Annotated in this window: 19 protein-coding genes; 10 read left to right on the top strand and 9 right to left on the bottom strand. The window is 69.6% G+C overall.

The window, feature by feature from the left end; translation table 11 throughout:
* From VFK57_03210 to VFK57_03170, 9 genes are all read left to right on the top strand, one after another.
* A complete protein-coding gene (locus tag VFK57_03210; GenBank protein ID HET7694690.1) occupies positions 1-381 on the top strand; it encodes a cupredoxin domain-containing protein in 381 nt (126 codons plus the stop codon).
* 98 nt (positions 382-479) lie between these two features.
* On the top strand, positions 480-1,394 hold the full coding sequence (locus VFK57_03205) for a LysR family transcriptional regulator (GenBank protein HET7694689.1): 915 nt from the start codon (positions 480-482) through the stop codon (positions 1,392-1,394).
* Positions 1,391-1,693 (top strand): urease subunit gamma, encoded by a 303-nt coding sequence (locus VFK57_03200; GenBank protein ID HET7694688.1) that lies wholly within the window; start codon positions 1,391-1,393, stop codon positions 1,691-1,693. The genes VFK57_03205 and VFK57_03200 overlap by 4 nt, the downstream gene beginning before the upstream one ends.
* A gap of 6 nt (positions 1,694-1,699) precedes the next feature.
* Positions 1,700-2,008 carry an urease subunit beta gene (locus VFK57_03195; protein HET7694687.1) on the top strand — a complete coding sequence of 103 codons (309 nt, stop codon included), beginning with the start codon at positions 1,700-1,702 and terminating at the stop codon, positions 2,006-2,008.
* Positions 2,005-3,723, top strand: a complete 1,719-nt coding sequence (locus VFK57_03190) for an urease subunit alpha (GenBank protein ID HET7694686.1) — start codon at positions 2,005-2,007, stop codon at positions 3,721-3,723. The genes VFK57_03195 and VFK57_03190 overlap by 4 nt, the downstream gene beginning before the upstream one ends.
* Positions 3,724-3,728: 5 nt before the next feature.
* Positions 3,729-4,121 carry a hypothetical protein gene (locus VFK57_03185; protein ID HET7694685.1) on the top strand — a complete coding sequence of 131 codons (393 nt, stop codon included), beginning with the start codon at positions 3,729-3,731 and terminating at the stop codon, positions 4,119-4,121.
* Positions 4,121-4,789, top strand: a complete 669-nt coding sequence (locus tag VFK57_03180) for an urease accessory UreF family protein (GenBank protein HET7694684.1) — start codon at positions 4,121-4,123, stop codon at positions 4,787-4,789. Before VFK57_03185 ends, VFK57_03180 begins: the two co-directional genes overlap by 1 nt.
* Positions 4,790-4,798: 9 nt before the next feature.
* Positions 4,799-5,437, top strand: a complete 639-nt coding sequence (gene ureG / locus VFK57_03175; GenBank protein ID HET7694683.1) for an urease accessory protein UreG — start codon at positions 4,799-4,801, stop codon at positions 5,435-5,437.
* Complete coding sequence (locus VFK57_03170) at positions 5,434-6,234, top strand: urease accessory protein UreD (GenBank protein HET7694682.1); 801 nt, start codon at positions 5,434-5,436, stop codon at positions 6,232-6,234. The genes ureG and VFK57_03170 overlap by 4 nt, the downstream gene beginning before the upstream one ends.
* Here VFK57_03170 and VFK57_03165 read toward each other — a convergent pair.
* The 9 genes from VFK57_03165 to VFK57_03125 all read right to left on the bottom strand — a co-directional run bounded on the left by VFK57_03165 (position 6,169) and on the right by VFK57_03125 (position 14,519).
* A complete protein-coding gene (locus VFK57_03165) occupies positions 6,169-6,729 on the bottom strand; it encodes a hypothetical protein (protein ID HET7694681.1) in 561 nt (186 codons plus the stop codon). The two genes, VFK57_03170 and VFK57_03165, sit on opposite strands and share 66 nt — an antisense overlap.
* Positions 6,730-6,838: 109 nt before the next feature.
* Complete coding sequence (locus VFK57_03160; protein ID HET7694680.1) at positions 6,839-7,882, bottom strand: M20/M25/M40 family metallo-hydrolase; 1,044 nt, start codon at positions 7,880-7,882, stop codon at positions 6,839-6,841.
* The gene (locus VFK57_03155; GenBank protein HET7694679.1) at positions 7,870-8,721 is read right to left on the bottom strand and encodes a 2,3,4,5-tetrahydropyridine-2,6-dicarboxylate N-succinyltransferase; all 852 of its coding nucleotides are present in this window, start codon (positions 8,719-8,721) and stop codon (positions 7,870-7,872) included. The genes VFK57_03160 and VFK57_03155 overlap by 13 nt, the downstream gene beginning before the upstream one ends.
* Positions 8,718-9,617, bottom strand: a complete 900-nt coding sequence (dapA, locus tag VFK57_03150; protein ID HET7694678.1) for a 4-hydroxy-tetrahydrodipicolinate synthase — start codon at positions 9,615-9,617, stop codon at positions 8,718-8,720. The genes VFK57_03155 and dapA overlap by 4 nt, the downstream gene beginning before the upstream one ends.
* Complete coding sequence (locus VFK57_03145; GenBank protein HET7694677.1) at positions 9,614-10,330, bottom strand: dihydrodipicolinate reductase C-terminal domain-containing protein; 717 nt, start codon at positions 10,328-10,330, stop codon at positions 9,614-9,616. The genes dapA and VFK57_03145 overlap by 4 nt, the downstream gene beginning before the upstream one ends.
* The gene (gene lysC / locus VFK57_03140) at positions 10,327-11,730 is read right to left on the bottom strand and encodes a lysine-sensitive aspartokinase 3 (GenBank protein ID HET7694676.1); all 1,404 of its coding nucleotides are present in this window, start codon (positions 11,728-11,730) and stop codon (positions 10,327-10,329) included. Before lysC ends, VFK57_03145 begins: the two co-directional genes overlap by 4 nt.
* Before the next feature lie 197 nt (positions 11,731-11,927).
* Complete coding sequence (locus VFK57_03135) at positions 11,928-12,116, bottom strand: hypothetical protein (protein HET7694675.1); 189 nt, start codon at positions 12,114-12,116, stop codon at positions 11,928-11,930.
* A gap of 59 nt (positions 12,117-12,175) precedes the next feature.
* On the bottom strand, positions 12,176-13,675 hold the full coding sequence (locus tag VFK57_03130) for an amino acid permease (protein HET7694674.1): 1,500 nt from the start codon (positions 13,673-13,675) through the stop codon (positions 12,176-12,178).
* A gap of 103 nt (positions 13,676-13,778) precedes the next feature.
* The gene (locus VFK57_03125; GenBank protein ID HET7694673.1) at positions 13,779-14,519 is read right to left on the bottom strand and encodes a radical SAM protein; all 741 of its coding nucleotides are present in this window, start codon (positions 14,517-14,519) and stop codon (positions 13,779-13,781) included.
* A gap of 193 nt (positions 14,520-14,712) precedes the next feature.
* On the opposite strand from VFK57_03125, the gene VFK57_03120 reads away from it, so the two are divergent.
* Positions 14,713-16,860, top strand: coding sequence for an LpqB family beta-propeller domain-containing protein (locus tag VFK57_03120; GenBank protein HET7694672.1), 2,148 nt, complete (start codon positions 14,713-14,715; stop codon positions 16,858-16,860).
* Positions 16,861-16,873 lie beyond the last annotated feature (13 nt).

Genomic DNA, 16,873 nt, shown 5'->3' with positions numbered 1-16,873 from the left:
ATGCGCGTACGTCAGTGGGTAGGTTTTTCAACGCTCGCCGCGTCCGTGCTGTATTTGGTCTCGGCGGCGGCCGCTCCGCGGGAAGCCGGTGCACAGGACCAGGGGCAGGTCCGCGAATTCACCGTTTCGGGTAACGGCTTCACCTTCAGCCCGGCCGCGCTCGCGGTCAACAAGAACGACCTGGTGAAGATCACCTTCACCGCCCAAGACATGCCCCACAGCTTCACGATCGACGATTACCGCATCGTGAAGCGCGCCGGGACCGGCCAGACCGTCACCTTCGAGTTCCGGGCCGATCGGGCCGGCTCCTTCACCTTCTACTGCAACCTGACGCAGGACCCGAAGTGCAAGGATATGAAGGGAACCCTGGCCGTCCGCTAGTCTCATAAGCTCAAGGCATAGCTCGAATAAATACTTTCTATTTTGCTTCTGGCTGCCGGGGATCCAGAATCGCTGGGTCTTCCCACGGGCAGGGCATTATGGACCTCCGTCAGCTCGAGATCGTTCGCGCCATTGCCGAGACCGGCTCGTTCACCGGGGCGGGCGGCCGCCTGCACGTCTCGCAGTCGGCCATCAGCCGCCAGATTCTGCTGCTCGAGGACGAGTTCCACGAGCGCCTCTTCGTCCGCCTGGGGCGGCGCGTGCAGATCACCGCCGCGGGCGAGGCGATCCTCCAGCTCAGTCATCGCGTCTTCAACGACATCCGCGATACGTCGGCCAGCATCACCGACAAGCAGAAGACGCTCTCCGGCACGCTGAATCTCGTCGGCGGGATGACGGTCTGTCTCTACGTGTTCCCGCAGTTGCTGAAGGAGTTCAAGAAGCACCATCCGCACGTCGACTTGAAGGTCGCGACCGGCGGCACCCAGCGGCTGCTGCGCCGCCTTCGCACGCGGCGCGCGGATCTGGCGCTGCTGACGCTGCCGATCGACGATCCGGCGTTCACGACCGTTCCGGTGCTGCGCGAGGAGCTGATGCTGGTGATGCCCGCGGGCCATCCGCTCTCCTCGAAGCAGTCGGTCGGCGTCGAGGCGCTCGTCGGACTGCCCTTCGTGCTGTTCGAGGCCGGTTCGAACACCCGCCGCACGCTGGACGAGTTCTTCGTCCGCGAGCAGATCAAGCCGCGCATCGTCGCTGAAACCGAGAACGTCGAGATCATCAAGTCGATGGTCGCGTCCGGCCTGGGCGTGAGCATCTGCCCCTTCCAGTCGGTCGAGCGCGAGAGCCGCGGCGGCTCGCTGAAGGTTGCGCGCATCCGCGGCCAGAACCTGGTGCGCGAGACCGGCTGGGTCTACCGGTCCGACGAGCGCGTGCCGCGGGTCGTGCAGGAAATGATGGCGACGCTCACGCGCATGGCGCCGACGCTGCTCTCCACCGTCGACCGCGCGTCATGAGGCTCACGGCGCGCGACGTCGACAAGCTGCTCGTGTTCACGGCAGCGGAGGTGGCTCGCCGCCGCAAGTCGCGCGGACTGAAACTGAATCATCCGGAGGCGGTCGCGTTGATCAGCGCGGAGCTGCTCGAGGGCATCCGCGACGGACGCAGCGTGTCGGAACTGATGGCGTTCGGCGCCGCCGTCCTCGGCCGCGCCGACGTCATGGAAGGGGTCGCCGAGATGATCAAGGAAGTCCAGGTCGAGGGGACCTTCCCCGACGGCACCAAGCTGATCACCGTGCACGATCCCATCAGGTGAAGCGCCATGGTCCCCGGCGAGCGCGTCATCCAGCCAGGTGAGATCGAGCTGAACGCGGGGCGGCCGCGAACGCGCCTCCGCGTGGCCAACACCGGAGATCGGCCGATCCAGGTCGGCTCCCACACCCACTTCTTCGAAGTCAATCCGGCGCTGACGTTCGACCGCCAGCAGGCCTACGGCTGCAGGCTCGACATTCCCGCCGGCACGTCCCTGCGCTTCGAGCCGGGCGACGAACGCGACATCACGCTGATCCCGGTCGCCGGAACGCGGGCGGTCTACGGCATGAACGGCCTGGTCAACGGCTCGCTGCGATGAAGATCCGCCGCGACACCTACGCGAGCCTCTACGGCCCGACCACGGGTGACCGCGTCAGGCTCGGCGACACCAGCCTCTTTCTCGAGATCGAGAAGGACCACGCGAGCTACGGCGAGGAAGTGGTCTTCGGCGGCGGCAAGGTGATTCGAGACGGGCAGGGGCAATCACAACTGTCCCGCGCCGGCGGCGCACCGGATCTCGTCATCACCAACGCCATCGTCCTCGACTACTGGGGCGTGGTGAAGGCGGACGTCGGGGTGCGTGACGGACGCATCGCCGCCATCGGGAAGGCCGGCAATCCCGACATCCAGGACGGCGTGACGCCCGGACTCGCGATCGGCCCCGGTACGGAGATCATCGCCGGCGAGCATCGCATCCTCACAGCCGGCGGCATCGACGCGCACATTCATTTCATCAGTCCGCAGCAGGTCTGGGAAGCGCTCTACAGCGGCGTGACGACGATGATCGGCGGCGGCACGGGGCCGGCGGAGGGAACGCGCGCGACGACGTGCACGCCGGGACCCTGGCACCTGCACCGGATGATCGAGGCGACGCAGGGCCTGCCGATGAACTTCGGCTTCCTCGGGAAAGGCAACGCCGCGACGATTCCGGCGCTCGACGAGCAGATCCGCGCCGGCGCCATGGGACTGAAGCTGCACGAGGACTGGGGCACGACGCCGGCGACGATCGACGCGGCGCTGACCGTCGCCGACCGCTTCGACGTGCAGGTCGCCATCCATACCGACACGCTGAACGAGTCGGGGTTCGTCGAGCAGACGATCGCCGCGTTCCAGGGGCGCACGATCCACACCTACCACAGCGAAGGAGCGGGAGGCGGCCACGCTCCCGACATCATGCGCGTCTGCGCGCTGCCGAACGTCCTGCCCTCGAGCACCAACCCGACGATGCCGTATACGGTGAACACGCTCGACGAGCATCTCGACATGCTGATGGTCTGCCACCACCTGAACGCCTCGGTGCCCGAGGACGTCGCGTTCGCCGAATCGCGGATCCGTCCCGAAACGATGGCGGCAGAGGACGTGCTCCACGATCTCGGCGCGATCAGCATGATGTCGTCGGACTCGCAGGCGATGGGCCGCGTCGGCGAGGTGATCGCGCGAACGTGGCAGACGGCGCACGTGATGAAGGAGACCCGTCCGCCTGCGGCGGTTCGCGGCGTCGCCGCGGCAGGTCCGGCGGATAACTTCCGGATACGGCGGTACCTCGCCAAGTACACGATCAATCCCGCGCGCGCGCACGGGATCGCCGACCACGTCGGATCGATCGAAGTCGGCAAGATCGCGGATCTGGTGCTGTGGGATCCCGCGTTCTTCGGCGTCAAACCCGATCTCGTGCTGAAGGGCGGCGCGATCGCCGCGGCCGCCATGGGGGACCCCAACGCGTCCATCCCGACGCCGGAGCCCGTGCGCTATCGGCCGATGTTCGCCGCGCTCGGCGGCGCGCCGGCGGCGACCTCGTGGACGTTCGTGTCACAGGCCTCGCTGGACGGCGGCGCGCTGCCCTCCCAGCTCGATCGGTCGCTGCTGCCGGTGAGCGGCACGCGGGCGATTGGCAAGAAGGACATGGCGCTGAACGACACGCTGCCGTCGATCGCGATCGACCCCGAACGCTACACGGTGACCATCGACGGCGAACGCATCGTGCCGCGCCCCGCCGCGGCGCTTCCGCTGGCGCAGCGCTATTTTCTGTTCTGACGGACATGGGAGAGACGATCGAGATCCCGATGACCGCGGCGGACCGCCGGCGCGTCCGCCGCCTGGTGTCGGCGCCCGACGGCGTGCAGTTCCCCCTGCAGCTGCCGGCCGGATCGGTGCTGCAGCCCGGTCAAGTGCTGCACGAAGCCAACGGGCGTGCTTACGTCGTCGCCGCCGCCGCCGAAGACGTGGTCGTCGTGCGGCCGGGGAGCCTGGCGGAGTCGGCGCGGGTGGGGCATGTGATCGGCAACCTGCACCGCGACATCGAGACGGACGGCGACGCGGTGATCGCGCTCGCAGACACGGCGCTCGCCGAACGCCTGCGGCGCATCGGCGTGCCGTTCACTGCCGAGCGGCGGGCATTCCACGGGCGGGCACCGGGGGAGCACGCGCACTGATGGATCGCGATGAGGATCTGCGGCTGCTGCGGCTGCTGCAGCTGTTCGACTCGCAGTTTCCGGTCGGCGCGTTCGCGCACTCCGGCGGCCTCGAGACCTATGCGGCACGAGGCGGCGCGCTGCCGGAGCTGCGGCAGGTGCTGCACGCCCAGATTCACCTCGGATGGGGGCGCTCGGAGCTCGCGGCGGCGTGGCTCGCCTGGCAGGCCGCCGACGATCCGATTGACGAACCGGCACTCGCGCGACTGGGCGCCATGCTGGACGCCGTCAAGGTCGTGCCGGCGATTCGCGAGATGAGCCTGGGGCTGGGACGCCGCACGCTCGACCTGCTGGTGCGCCTGCATCCAGGCGTCCTGCCGCCCGTTCCCCGCCCGCATCACGCGATCGTGGTCGGCGTGGCGGGACGGCGGCTCGGCATCGGGTCGCGGCCGCTCCTTCTCGCGTTCGCGCAGAGCCTGGCCGCGGGCACGCTCGCCGCGGCGGTGCGCTGCATGCCGATCGGTGCGGCGCAGGCGCAGGCCGTCCTGATCGAAGTGCAGCCGCTGCTCGGCACCGCGGTCGCGCGGGCGATGGCAGATCCGGAGGATTCGCTCTTCACCTGCACGCCGGCCCTGGATCTGCGCAGCCACCAGCAGGCGTCGCTGCACACGCGGCTGTTTCAGACATAGGAGCAGGCAGTGGCCAGGGTCACGATCGGCGTCGGCGGACCGGTGGGATCGGGCAAGACGGCGTTGCTCGATGCGCTGTGCAAGCGGCTGCGCGAACGCTACAGCCTCGCCGTGATCACCAACGACATCTACACCGACGAGGACGCCGAGTTCCTGATGCGGTCGGGCGCGCTGCCGCTGGACCGCATCCGCGGCGTCCAGACCGGCGGCTGTCCCCATACCGCGATCCGCGAAGACACGTCGATCAACCAGGAAGCGATCGACGCCGCCGTCGCGAAGTTCCCCGACGTGCAGATTGTCTTCCTCGAGTCGGGCGGCGACAATCTCGCGGCGGCGTTCAGCCCGGAACTGGTGGACGTCAGCATCTACGTGGTCGACGTCGCCGGCGGCGACAAGGTGCCGCGGAAAGGGGGACCCGGCGTCACGCGCAGCGACCTGCTGATCGTCAACAAGATCGATCTCGCTCCCTACGTCGGCGCCGATCTCTCCGTCATGGAGCGCGATGCGCGTGCGGTCCGCAGCGGCAAACCCGTCCTGTTCACCAATCTGAAGACCGGCGAGGGGCTCGACGCCGTGATCGGCTGGATCAGGCACGACGTGCTGTTCGAGGCGTCCGGCTCCGCGCCGGGCGCTCCGGCGGGCAGATGATCGCCACGCAGGCGGCCGGACGCGCCACCCTGCGCTTCGCGCGCGCCGGACGGCACACACGGCTTGCCCATTCACAGGTCAGCGCGCCGCTCGCGATCGTCCGGCCGTTCGACCTGCCGGACGGCCGGCTGGTGATTCAGCTCGTGACGCTGGGACCGGGACTGTGCGGCGGCGACGCCGTGCACGTGGACGTGGCCGTCGACGAGGGAGCGGCGCTCGTCCTCACCACGACGGCAGCCACGCGCGTCATGAGCATGTCTCCCGGCGACCGCGCCAGCCAGCACGTCGCGCTGCGCGCCGGGCCCGGTGCGTCGCTCGAGTACTACCCGGCGCCCGCCATCCCGTTTCCCGGCAGCGCGCTCACCCAGTCGCTCACGATCGACGCCGATGAAAGCGCGCGTGTCGCGGTCGTCGAGAGCTGGGCGCTCGGCCGCAGCGCGCGGGGCGAGTACCTGCAGTTCCGCTCGCTGTCGAGCCGGACACGGTTCACAACCGGCGGCACGCTCCTCTACGCCGACGCGCTGCAGCTCGAGCCCGCGGAGCACGACGTGGCCAACGCCGGCATTCTCGACGGCCGGCGCTATCTTGCCGCCGGCTTCTTCACGGGCGTGGACGCGATCGCCGCGCCTGACCCGCACCCCGACGCCGCGCTCGCCATGTCGCGCCCCGGCCTGGCCTACTTGCGCGTGCTGGCCGACGATGCGCCGGCGCTCGACGCCGCGGTCCAGCGATCACTGGAACGGGTGGCGCTGGCGTGGAACCGCCCGGCCGTTCGCTTCGACCGCTTCCGCTGCTGACAGTTCGCTTTCGTGCCGCGCGCGCGCGCCGGTCTGGATCGCGCGCGCCGTTTCGTAGGCTCCTCGCTCGGTCAGCCACGCCTGGCCTGTCTCGACCTGCTTCACCAGGCTGACGCGGTCCACCTGCTCGAGCACGTGCTCGAACTCGTGGGCGAGCAGCTCCGCGTAATCCTCGCCGAACGACAGCTGAATGTCGGCCCGCAGCGCGCCGGTGTCGAACCGCCGGATCGTCGTCTCGGCGCGGCTGCCCGACCGCGACGGCACCAGCCGCACCTGCACGCGCAGGACGATCACCGCCGCGAGGCGCTGGCACTGCTGCCGGAACGTCTGCGACTGCTGCAGAAGCCCAAGGGCGAAGGTCTCGAGGGCCCCCGCGTCGATGTTGATCGGCAGCGAGGACTCACAGACGGCGGCAGCGGACGATCCCGCCGGAGCACCCGGCAGCACGACGGCAGCGAGCACCAGCGGAACGGCGAGCGAACGGACACGGCGCATGAAACAGCCTCCTCATTCCGAGGCTAGCGCCTGCGCCGCGATCGCTTCGATACATTGTCGGTATTGCGCGCATGTGTACTGCGCGCCAATCGGTGAACTTCCCGCAGTTTCAGTTCGAGATGCGCGCCGATGATGACGGCGATGCGTGCTTTCTATCCGCTGCCAGGCACGCCGACGCGAGCGTCTGATATCCCGCGATCGCCTGCTCCAGTGCCGCGATCGTGAGATGCTCCTGCGCCGTATGCGCGTCGAGAAACGACCCGGGGCCGTAGAGAAGCGGCGCCCCCCAGCGATCGAGGAGCGGAACATCCGTCGTGAACGGAAACAGCGCGCTCCTGATCCCGGGGATGGTATGCAGGCGCACCATGGGAACGCGGAGCACTTCTTCGACCGCAACCGCCGGCTCCAGCGTGCGCGCCACCTGCAGCACGTCGTCGGGAGATCCGACGATGCGGAACATGACCTCCGCCGAGGCCGCCGGCGAGATGACGTTCGGCGCGACGCCGCCTTCGATCAGGCCGATGGTGTAGAAGGTCTCCCCCAGCTCCGGATCGCCCGGCCATTTCAGCTGGCGCATCCGGACCAGAGCATCCAGCAGCTTGTCGATGGCGGAGATGCCCTGCTCCGGGGCGGCGGAATGGGCGGCGCGCCCCGCCGCCGAGAGACGCAGCCGCAGCATCCCTCGCGTCGCCGTTCCGAGCCGGTTGTCCGTCGGCTCGCCGTTGATGAGAAAGGCCGATCCCGGCGCGGCGGCATTCGCCACCGCCGCGCCGTCGCTGCCGCGTTCTTCGCCGACGACGAAGAGGAGGCCGATGCGCCGCTCGCCTCGCGCGCGCATCTGCTCCGCCGCCGCCACCTGGGCGGCGAGAATCCCCTTGGCGTCGCACGAGCCGCGGCCGAACAGCGTGCCGTCACGGACGTCGCTGGGGAAGAACGGCGGGACGCAGTCGAAGTGCGTCGAGAGGACCACGACCGGATCGTCGAGGCGCGCGAACACATTGAACCGCCCGTCGGCGACGGGCTGGCGCTCGACGCGGTATCCGAGCGCGTCCAGCCGCGCCGCGAGCCATTCCCCCGCCTGTTGTTCGCGCCCGGTCGTCGAGTCGATGTCGATCAGTTCCCGCGCGAACGCCACCGCTGCTAGCGTATCCATGATTCGAGCGCGGTCCTCGCCGAAGTCCTCTCGTCGCGATATTTCACGATGATCGGCGCGGCGATCGACAGCCCCCACTCGCGCCCCTTGCCTGACGTCACCGGCCGGGTTCCCGGCACCACCACCGCCGCTTCCGGAACGATCAGCGGCTGGCCCGCCACCGGCTCCACGATGCGATCGTTCGGCAGGTCGTAGAGGGGCGTCGACGCCGTCAGAATCGTGCCCGCGGCGAGCACCGCCCGGCGCTTGACGATGGTCCCTTCGTAGACGCCGCAATTGCCGCCGACCAGCACGTCGTCCTCGACGATCACGGGCAGCGCGCCGACCGGCTCGATCACGCCGCCGATCTGCGCCGCCGCGCTCAGGTGCACCCGCGATCCGATCTGCGCGCACGACCCGACCAGCGCGTGCGAGTCGATCAGCGTCTCGTCGCCGACGTAGGCGCCGATGTTGACGAACATCGGCGGCATGCAGATCACGCCGCGTCCGAGCCATGCGCCGTCGCGAATCGTCGATCCTCCCGGCACGACGCGGACCGCCGACCACGCGCCGATCGCTTTCAGCGGCAGCGTGTCCTTGTCGAAGAACGGCCAGCGCCCGTGATCCGCCGACATGTCGATGATGTCCCCGAAGCGGAATCCGAGCAGGATGCCGCGCTTGACCCAGGCGTTCACTTTCCACCCGCCGGGGGCCGAGGCATCCGGCTCCGCGGCGCGCACCGTGCCGTCCGACAGGGCCGCGCGCAGGGCCGCGAATGCCTGGCGCGCCTCCTCGCGCGGCGCCTCGGCGCCGGCCGCCGCAAGCCGCTCGACGGTCTCTTCGAGCACGGCTGTCGTCACGCCGGAACCCCTCCAGTGATGCCGAGCGCCTGCAGGACCGCCTCGATCTTCTGCTTCGACGCGGGACGCGGCGGCACCATCGGCAGCCGATACACCTCTTCCAGCAGGCCGAGAATCGCCATCGCGCTCTTCACCGGGATCGGATTCGACTCGATGAAGTTCACCTGCAGCAAGGGCATCAGCCGCTGGTGCAGCGCGCGCGCGCCGGCGAAGTCACCGCGCTCCGCCAGCTCCACCATGCGGCTCATCTCCGAGGGAATCTCGTTCGACGCAACCGAGACGATGCCGCGGCCGCCGATGGCCATCAGCGGCAGCGTCAGCGCATCGTCACCCGAGAGCACGATGAAGTCGGCGGGAACGCTGGCGCAGATCTCGCACATCTGCGTGACGTTGCCCGACGCTTCCTTGACCCCGACGATGTTGGGAATGGTGCTGAGGCGCACGAGCGTCGCCGGATCGACGTTGCACCCGGTCCGTCCGGGCACGTTGTAGACCACGATCGGCAGGCCCACCGCTTCGGCGATCGCGCGGTAGTGCTGATAGAGCCCCTCGGGCGTCGGCTTGTTGTAGTAGGGAGTGACCGAGAGAATGCCGTCCGCGCCGGCATCGCGCATGCGCCTGGCAGCGTGGATGACTTCACGGGTGTTGTACCCGCCTGCTCCCGCAAGCACCGGGACGCGTCCCTTCGCTTCGGCCACGACCAGCTGGACGACGCGGATCTGCTCCTCGTCCGTGAGCGTCGGCACTTCGCCGGTCGTGCCGCACGGCACCAGGAAATGGATCCCGGCGTCGATCTGACGCCGCGCGAGCCTGGAGACCCCTGCCTCGTCGAGCGATCCGTCGCCGCGGAACGGGGTCACCAGCGCGGTGCCGCATCCAGTGAATGGGCGTCTCATCGTGTCCTCCTTGGGGGTTCGTTCGCCTGCGAACCCAACCCTACTACGTCCGCCATGGTGAACCAGCCATGTTTCCCGATCACCCAGCGCGCCGCCGCGAGCGCGCCTCGCGCGAATGCCGCGCGGTCGCGCGCCTGGTGCGTGAAGGTGATCGTTTCCGAGGCCGCGTCGAAGCCCAGCGTATGCGTCCCGGGGATCGCCCCGGCGCGGGTCGAGGCGATCGGGACGTCGGCGTCGTATCCCGATTCGCGCAGGCTCGCTGCGAGCGCGAGTGCCGTGCCTGACGGCGCGTCGCGCTTTGCCGCGTGGTGCAGCTCGTGGATCCACGCGCCGAATGCCGGCTGAGCGGCCATCAGCGCGCCGAGCTGGCCGGCAACGGCCAGGAAGATATTGACGCCAATCGCGAAGTTCGGCGCGGCGACCACCCCGAGATTTCCCGACGCTGCCGTCAGGCGGACTGCCGGTTCATCCGCGTGCCAGCCCGTCGTGCCGATCACCACCGGTGTGCCGCTCTGGGCCAGGCGGGCAACGGTTCCGGGCACCGCATCCGCGACCGAGAAGTCCACGACCACGTCCGCTTCGGGCCACTCCGTGCGCTGGTGCGCCGTGCGGCTGGTGATCGTGCCGGCGACGACGAAACCGGATTCCGCCGCGATCGACTCGACGAGCCGCCCCATGCGGCCGTGCCCGACGAGGAGCAGCCGCTGGCTCACCGTGCGGGCTCCTGCCCTGCCGCCGCCTCGGCGAGCGCCGGAGATCGGAACAGCTCGCGATGCAGGTGCATCATCGCCGGCGCGAGCGACGCCTCCGGCAGCACGATGGTGACGTTCTTCCGCGATGCCGCCTGAGAGATCATCCGCAGCGGGAATCCCGTCATGGCGCCGATGATCCGCGCCGCGAGCGTCGAGTTGGTCGCCAGCCGATCCCCGACGACGGTCAGGATGGCCATCTGCTCCTCGACCGTCACCTCGGCGAACTCCAGCAGCGAGGCGACGATCTCGGGCCCGCGCCGGTTGTCGTCGATCGTGACCGAGACGCTGACCTCCGACGTGGTGACGACGTCCACCGCCGTTTCCGCGGCCTCGAAGGCCGCGAAGACACGCAGGAGAAAGCCATGCGCCATCAGCATGCGGGTCGAGGTGATGTCGATCACCGTGATGCCGCGCTTGCAGGCGAGCGCGGCGAACGGCCGGCTGTTGACGGGCGGGTCGGCGGTAATCAGCGTGCCGCGCGCCTCCGGACGCCGGCTGTTGAGAATGCGGACCGGAATGTTGCGCGACACCGCCGGGAAGATCGTGCTGGGGTGCAGCACCTTGGCCCCGAAATAGGCCAGCTCGGACGCCTCGGCGAACGACAGGTGCGGCACGACCTCGGCATCGTAAACGATGCGCGGGTCGGCGGTGAGCATGCCGTCCACGTCCGTCCAGATCTGAATCTCCGCCGCATGCAGGGGGGCCCCGACGAGCGACGCGGAGTAATCGGATCCGCCGCGGCCGAGCGTGGTGGTGCTCCCGTCGGGCGCGCGGCCGATGAACCCGCCGAGCACCGCGATTCGGCCGGCGGCCACCACCGGTCCGATCGCCGCCTCCACCGCGGCGTTCGTCTGCTCGACGAGCGGCGCCGCGCAGGTGTAGCGATCGTCGGTCCGCACCGCGTCGCGGGCGTCGATCCACACGGCCGGGAGGCCGCGTCCGGTCATCGCGGCGGCGACCAGCCGGCTGCTCAGCAGTTCGCCGGTCGCCGCCACGGCGTCCAACGCCGCGGGTTCGCTCCCTGGCTGCTGCTGGATCGCGTCCAGCACGCGCTGCAGGTCCTGAACGAGGGTGTCGATGGCGGCCGCCAGCGATGGATCCCGGTCCGCCCCGAGCGCAACCGCCTGCGCGCGATGCCGGGCGAGCAGCGCCGCGACGCCGTCGCGCACCTCGGCCGCGGCACCGCCGCGCGCACTCTTCGCCAGCGACAGCAGGGTGTCCGTCACCCCGCCGAGCGCCGAGACCACCACGACAGGGGTGTTTCCCCTGGCGCGCTCGCGCTCGACGATCGCCACCACGCGGTCGATTGCCGCCGCGTCGACGACGGACGATCCGCCGAACTTCATCACAACCGCAGGCATACCCCGATCCTCCTACAGGCCGGCATCGAACCGGCCGCCGACACAAAAAAAGACCGCCGGCCCTGGTGAGCCGGCGGTCTGTTCTGAGTGGGTCGCGCGCTCGAGCTTATTCGTCTAGGTCACGTACGCGTCCACACGTCCCGCCGGCTGGCCCCATTTGGCCCGCTTTCGAGCGATGACGTGGACGGCGTGGAACATCAGTCCGCAAATCCTACGGCAAAAGCCCCGTCGTGATCATCCTCGGACACGTTGATCCCCGACTGCTCGAGCAGGGTCTGGATCTGCTGCTTGATCCATCCGCAGGGGTCCGGCGTGACCGCACGCAGCGCCTGCCATTCGGACTCGGTCAAGTTGACGGCGAGAAAGCGGCTGGTGTTGTTGCTCATGAACGAGAGAGTAACGCTGCGTCCGCACCACCCAAAACAGAATTAATGAATGGGCTCCATCAGTTTTCGGAATAGGTCGGCTGCGGCAGCCGCAGCCGGCTGCGACGGTAGCCATAAGCAAAGTAGATCGCAACCCCGATCCCCATCCAGATGATCAGGCGCTCCCAGGTCGCCCAGGGCAGCCCCAGCATCAGCACCAGCGCGACCACCGCCGAGAGAATCGGCAGCAGCGGCACCAGCGGCATGCGGAAGGGGCGGGGCAGATCGGGACGCGTGCGCCGCAGCACGATGATCCCCGCCGAGACGATGACGAACGCCATGAGCGTGCCGATGCTCACCAGCTGCCCGAGGGTGGCGATCGGGGTCAACCCGGCCGCCAGCGCGACGACGAACCCGGTCACCAGCGTCGAAAGGTGCGGCGTCTTGTATTTCGGATGCACCACGCCGGCCCACCGCGGCAGGAGGCCGTCCCTGGCCATCGCCAGGAAGATGCGCGGCTGCGCCAGCATCATCACCACCATCACCGATGTCAGCGCGGCGATCGCGCCGACGGTCAGGAGAATGCTCAGCGAATTCATCAGCGGCGCCCAGGGTGTATTCGCGGCGCGCCCCGCCGCCGCCTCCATCGCAATGACCAGCGGAGCGGGCTCGTTCAGCATCTGTTTATAGGGCACCACGCCGACCATCACGCCGGACATCAGGACGAACAGCACGGTGCAGATGGCCAGCGATCCGAGGATGCCGAGCGGCATGTCGCGCTGGGGATTGCGCGCCTCCTGGGCGGACGTCGACACCGCGTCGAAGCCGATGAACGCGAAGAAGATGACGCCGGCGCCGCGCAGAACGCCGCTCCACCCGTACTCGCCGAACGTGCCCGTGTTCTCGGGGATGAAGGGATGCCAGTTGGCCGTGTCGATGAACAGCGCGCCGGCGGCAATCACCACCAGCACGATCGCGACCTTGACGACCACGATCACCGAATTCACGCGCGCCGACTCGCTGACGCCGACCATGAGGAGTGCGGTCACGAGGACGGTGATCAACACCGCAGGCAGGTTGAAGACCGCCGTGACGGTCGCGCCGTTGGCCAGCTGAATCGCCGTCCCGGGCGCGGCGCTGAGGGCGGCCGGAAAGCCGATGCCGAGCTGATTCAGAAGCGTGACCAGGTTCCCCGACCAGCCGACCGCGACGGTGGCCGCGCCGAGCGCGTACTCCAGGATCAGATCCCAGCCGATCACCCAGGCGATGAACTCGCCGAGCGTCGCGTAGGCATAGGTGTAGGCGGATCCGGCGACCGGGACGCTGGCGGCGAACTCGGAATAGCAGAGCGCGGCGAGCACGCTGGTGAGGCCCGCGAGCACCATCGCGATCACGATGGCCGGCCCGGCGTTGGCGGCGGCCGCCTGTCCGGTCAGCACGAAGATGCCGGTGCCGATGATCGCCCCAACGCCCAGCATCGTCAGCTGGCCGGGGCCGAGCACCCGCTTCAGCGTGGCGTCGCCCGATCCGGTTTGTTCCTGCTTGATCTGTTCGATCGACTTGGTCGCGAATATGGACATCGCCAGACCGTGCGCGATCCGGCTGCAGGAAGTATTGAAAGCGGGTTCAAAACGCCGGAAGAAAGTCTTAAGTTCTTCTCAAGCCGAACCCGCGCGGGCGTTCTCAGCCGAGAACCCTGGCCTCGACGCCAAGTCCGCGCACGCGGGCCGCGATCGCGTCCAGCACTGCCGGCGGCACCGGCTGGAGCGCCCCGCCCCGCGGCGACGCGCTCAGCGCGCTGATCTCGACCGCCTCGGGGCGCACCCGTTCGATCGCCTCGAGCCAGGCATCCACCGCTCGCGGGGTGGTGTTGTCGATCCCGCGCGCCGCATCGCGCACGAATCTGGACTGGACGGTCAGGCCGCCGACGAACCTGAGATCCGCGATCAGCCGCCCGAGCGGCACCGACGGCGCGTTGATCACCCGGAACGTCGTGGCGTCGCCGGCGTCCAGCTTCATGCAGCGCAGGTCGAAGCGCGACAGGCTGTACACGACGTCGAGGCGGTTCAGCGTGGATCCGTTCGAGACCAGCGCGAGCTTCGCGTGCGGCGCCCGCTGCCCGCGCAGCGCCCACAGTCCGTCTGCGATCCGCGCGAACGCGGGATGCAGCGTCGGCTCGCCGGTGCCGGCGACGACGATCGTGTCGACGTCCGAGTGCTGCTGCAGCGCCTCGTCCACCGCCTCGATGACCCGCGCCGGCTCGGGGAACTCCCCTTCCTGCCGGGCCTCGCTTGGTCCGTATTGGCAGTAGGTGCAGTCGAAGTTGCAGGCCTTGTGTCCCGACGGAGCGAGATTGACCCCGAGCATGTGGCCGAAGCGCATCGAGTTGAGTGGTCCGTACACGGTTCCGGTCTGCAGCTGCATCGACGTCCTCCGAAGTCCGCGGTCTGTGGCCTGTCGCCGGTGGCCCGACGAGGAGCAACGGGTATGCCGCGGGAGAAGCCGCAATTCCTGCGCATTTTTCGCGATCGTCGCCCGGCTCTGGCGGTTCCGCGGGGGTTTCTCCGCGGCCGGTGCGAAGAATTCCCCAAGTGCATGTTTGATAACGTGTGCAGGGATGCGGGTCAGCTTCGGGCCGTTCGCCTTCGATCGTCAGAGCCGCCTGCTCTGGCGCGACGGCGCCGAGGTGGCGCTGCCGCCGCGCGTGCTGGGTGTGCTCGAACTGCTGATCGATCGCGCCGGCCAGGTGGTGGCGCGGCAGGATCTGCTGGACGCGGTGTGGAAGGACGCCTTCGTCACCGACACTTCGCTCGCCGAGGCGGTCAGCTTCCTGCGCCAGGCGCTTGGCGACGATCCGCAGTCCCCCCGCTACATCCAGACCATCCACCGCCGCGGCTACCGCTTCGTCGCCGCCGTCTCGGGGTCTGACGCCAATCCGGCAGCCGCGGACGCGATCGGGGGTCGGACCCCGGAACAGCACGTTGCCGTGTCCAGCCAGCCACGGGCAATTCCTGCGACCCCGGCGGCTGTGAAACCGTCGATCGCGTGGCAGTTGCTGCCATGGAGCATCGCGATTCTCTGCGCCGCGGCCGCCGCAGCGGCGCTCTGGCGGCTGACGGCCGGACACCCCGTGCCCGAACCACCGCCGATCGCGCGGTTCGAGCTGCGCCCGGCGGACGGCACGTCGTTCGACACGCGCGCGCCGGCGCTGGCCGTCTCCGCCGACGGCGCCACGCTCGCGTGGGCCGCGTGCGCGGACGACGGCGCGGGGTGCGCGGTGTACGTCCGCCGCGTGGATCGGCTGGACCCAGCGCGGCTGCCCGGCACGGACGGCGCGTCGGCGCCGTTCTTCTCTCCCGACGGACGCTGGATCGGCTTCTTCGCCGACGGCAAGCTCAAGAAAATCCCCTCCGCCGGCGGCGCGCCGGCGATCCTCGCGGACGCCGCGGTTCCCGGCGGCGCGGCGTGGTCTGGCGATGGGCGGATCGTCTTTGCCGGACGTCCCGCCGGCGGCCTCGCCGTGGTGCCCGACCAGGGTGGCGCTGTGACGGCGCTGACCTCGCCGCGAAGCGAGCGCGGCGAGCTGCGGCACGTGCACCCGGCATGGCTGCCGGGAGGGGCGCTGCTCTTCACCATTGCCGCGTCGCCGCTGCCGGACGCGCCCGGCGAGCTCGCCGTCAAGCCGGCGCGGACGAACGACTGGAAGATCCTTCGCGCCGGCGTGACCAGGGCCACGATCGCCGGGCCGGGATACCTGCTCCTCTCGGCAGGCAGCGATCTGCAGGCGGCGACGTTCGACGAGCGCACGCTTGCGCTGACCGGCGAAGCGGACTCGGTGCTCGCGTCGGTCACCGGCGGCGAGGGCATCGCGCACTTCGCGATCGCGGGTGGAACCCTCGTCGCCGCGACGCCGCCCGGAATGCGAACGCCGCTGTGGAGCGACGGCGCCGGCGCGGCCGCGCTGTCGCGTCTGTCGTCGATTGCGGTCGCCCCGGACGGACGGCGCGTCGCCGGCGTGCTGGCGGACGGCAGCGGCGCGGACGTCTGGATCGCGGACCTGTCGTCGGGCGCGCTCACGCGCATCACCTACGGCGGTTCCAACGTGTCGCCGGCGTGGTCCCCCGACGGCACGCGTCTGTTCTTCGCAACCCGCACGAACGGCCCTTACACGATCGCGTCGCGTGCCGTGGGCGGCGGCGAAGCCGCGCGCGTCGTGCGCACCGCCGGCGCGCACGCATTCCCCTCGTCGATCGCCGCGGACGGCCGCATCGCGATCACCACGGTGACGGGCAGCGGTCATACCGCAGCGGCGATCGTGCCTGCAGCAGGCGGCGCCCCCGCGATCCTCGAGACGGGACCGTTCAACGAACGTTCGCCGTCACTCTCGCCCGACGGACGCTGGCTGGCCCTGGAGTCGGACGAATCGGGACGGACCGAGATCGTGGCGCGCGCCGTCGACGGCGGCGCGCGAATTCCGGTCTCGAACGGCGGTGGCACCCGCCCGCAATGGAGCGGGGACGGACGCGCGATCTATTACGCCTCGGGCGGCACCGTGATCCGCGCGGCCGTCGATCTCGACGGCCGCAGCGTCCGGACGCGTGAGACGATCGCCGCGCGCCCCGGCGCGCAGGTGCTTGCCGTCACCAGCACAGGACGCGCGCTGCTCGCCGCCGCTCCCGCAACAGCCGGGCGCGCTCTCGTGGTGCTGCAATGGCTGCGCGAGCTGCGACAGCGGCTCCCGCTCCCGGTGACCGCACCGAAGTAATCAGGCTGCGCCC

It is taken from the genome of Vicinamibacterales bacterium (assembly GCA_035699745.1).
GTDB lineage: Bacteria > Acidobacteriota > Vicinamibacteria > Vicinamibacterales > 2-12-FULL-66-21 > JAICSD01.
Note: the sequence above shows the minus strand (reverse complement) of the source record. Positions and strands in the feature narration are given on the sequence as shown.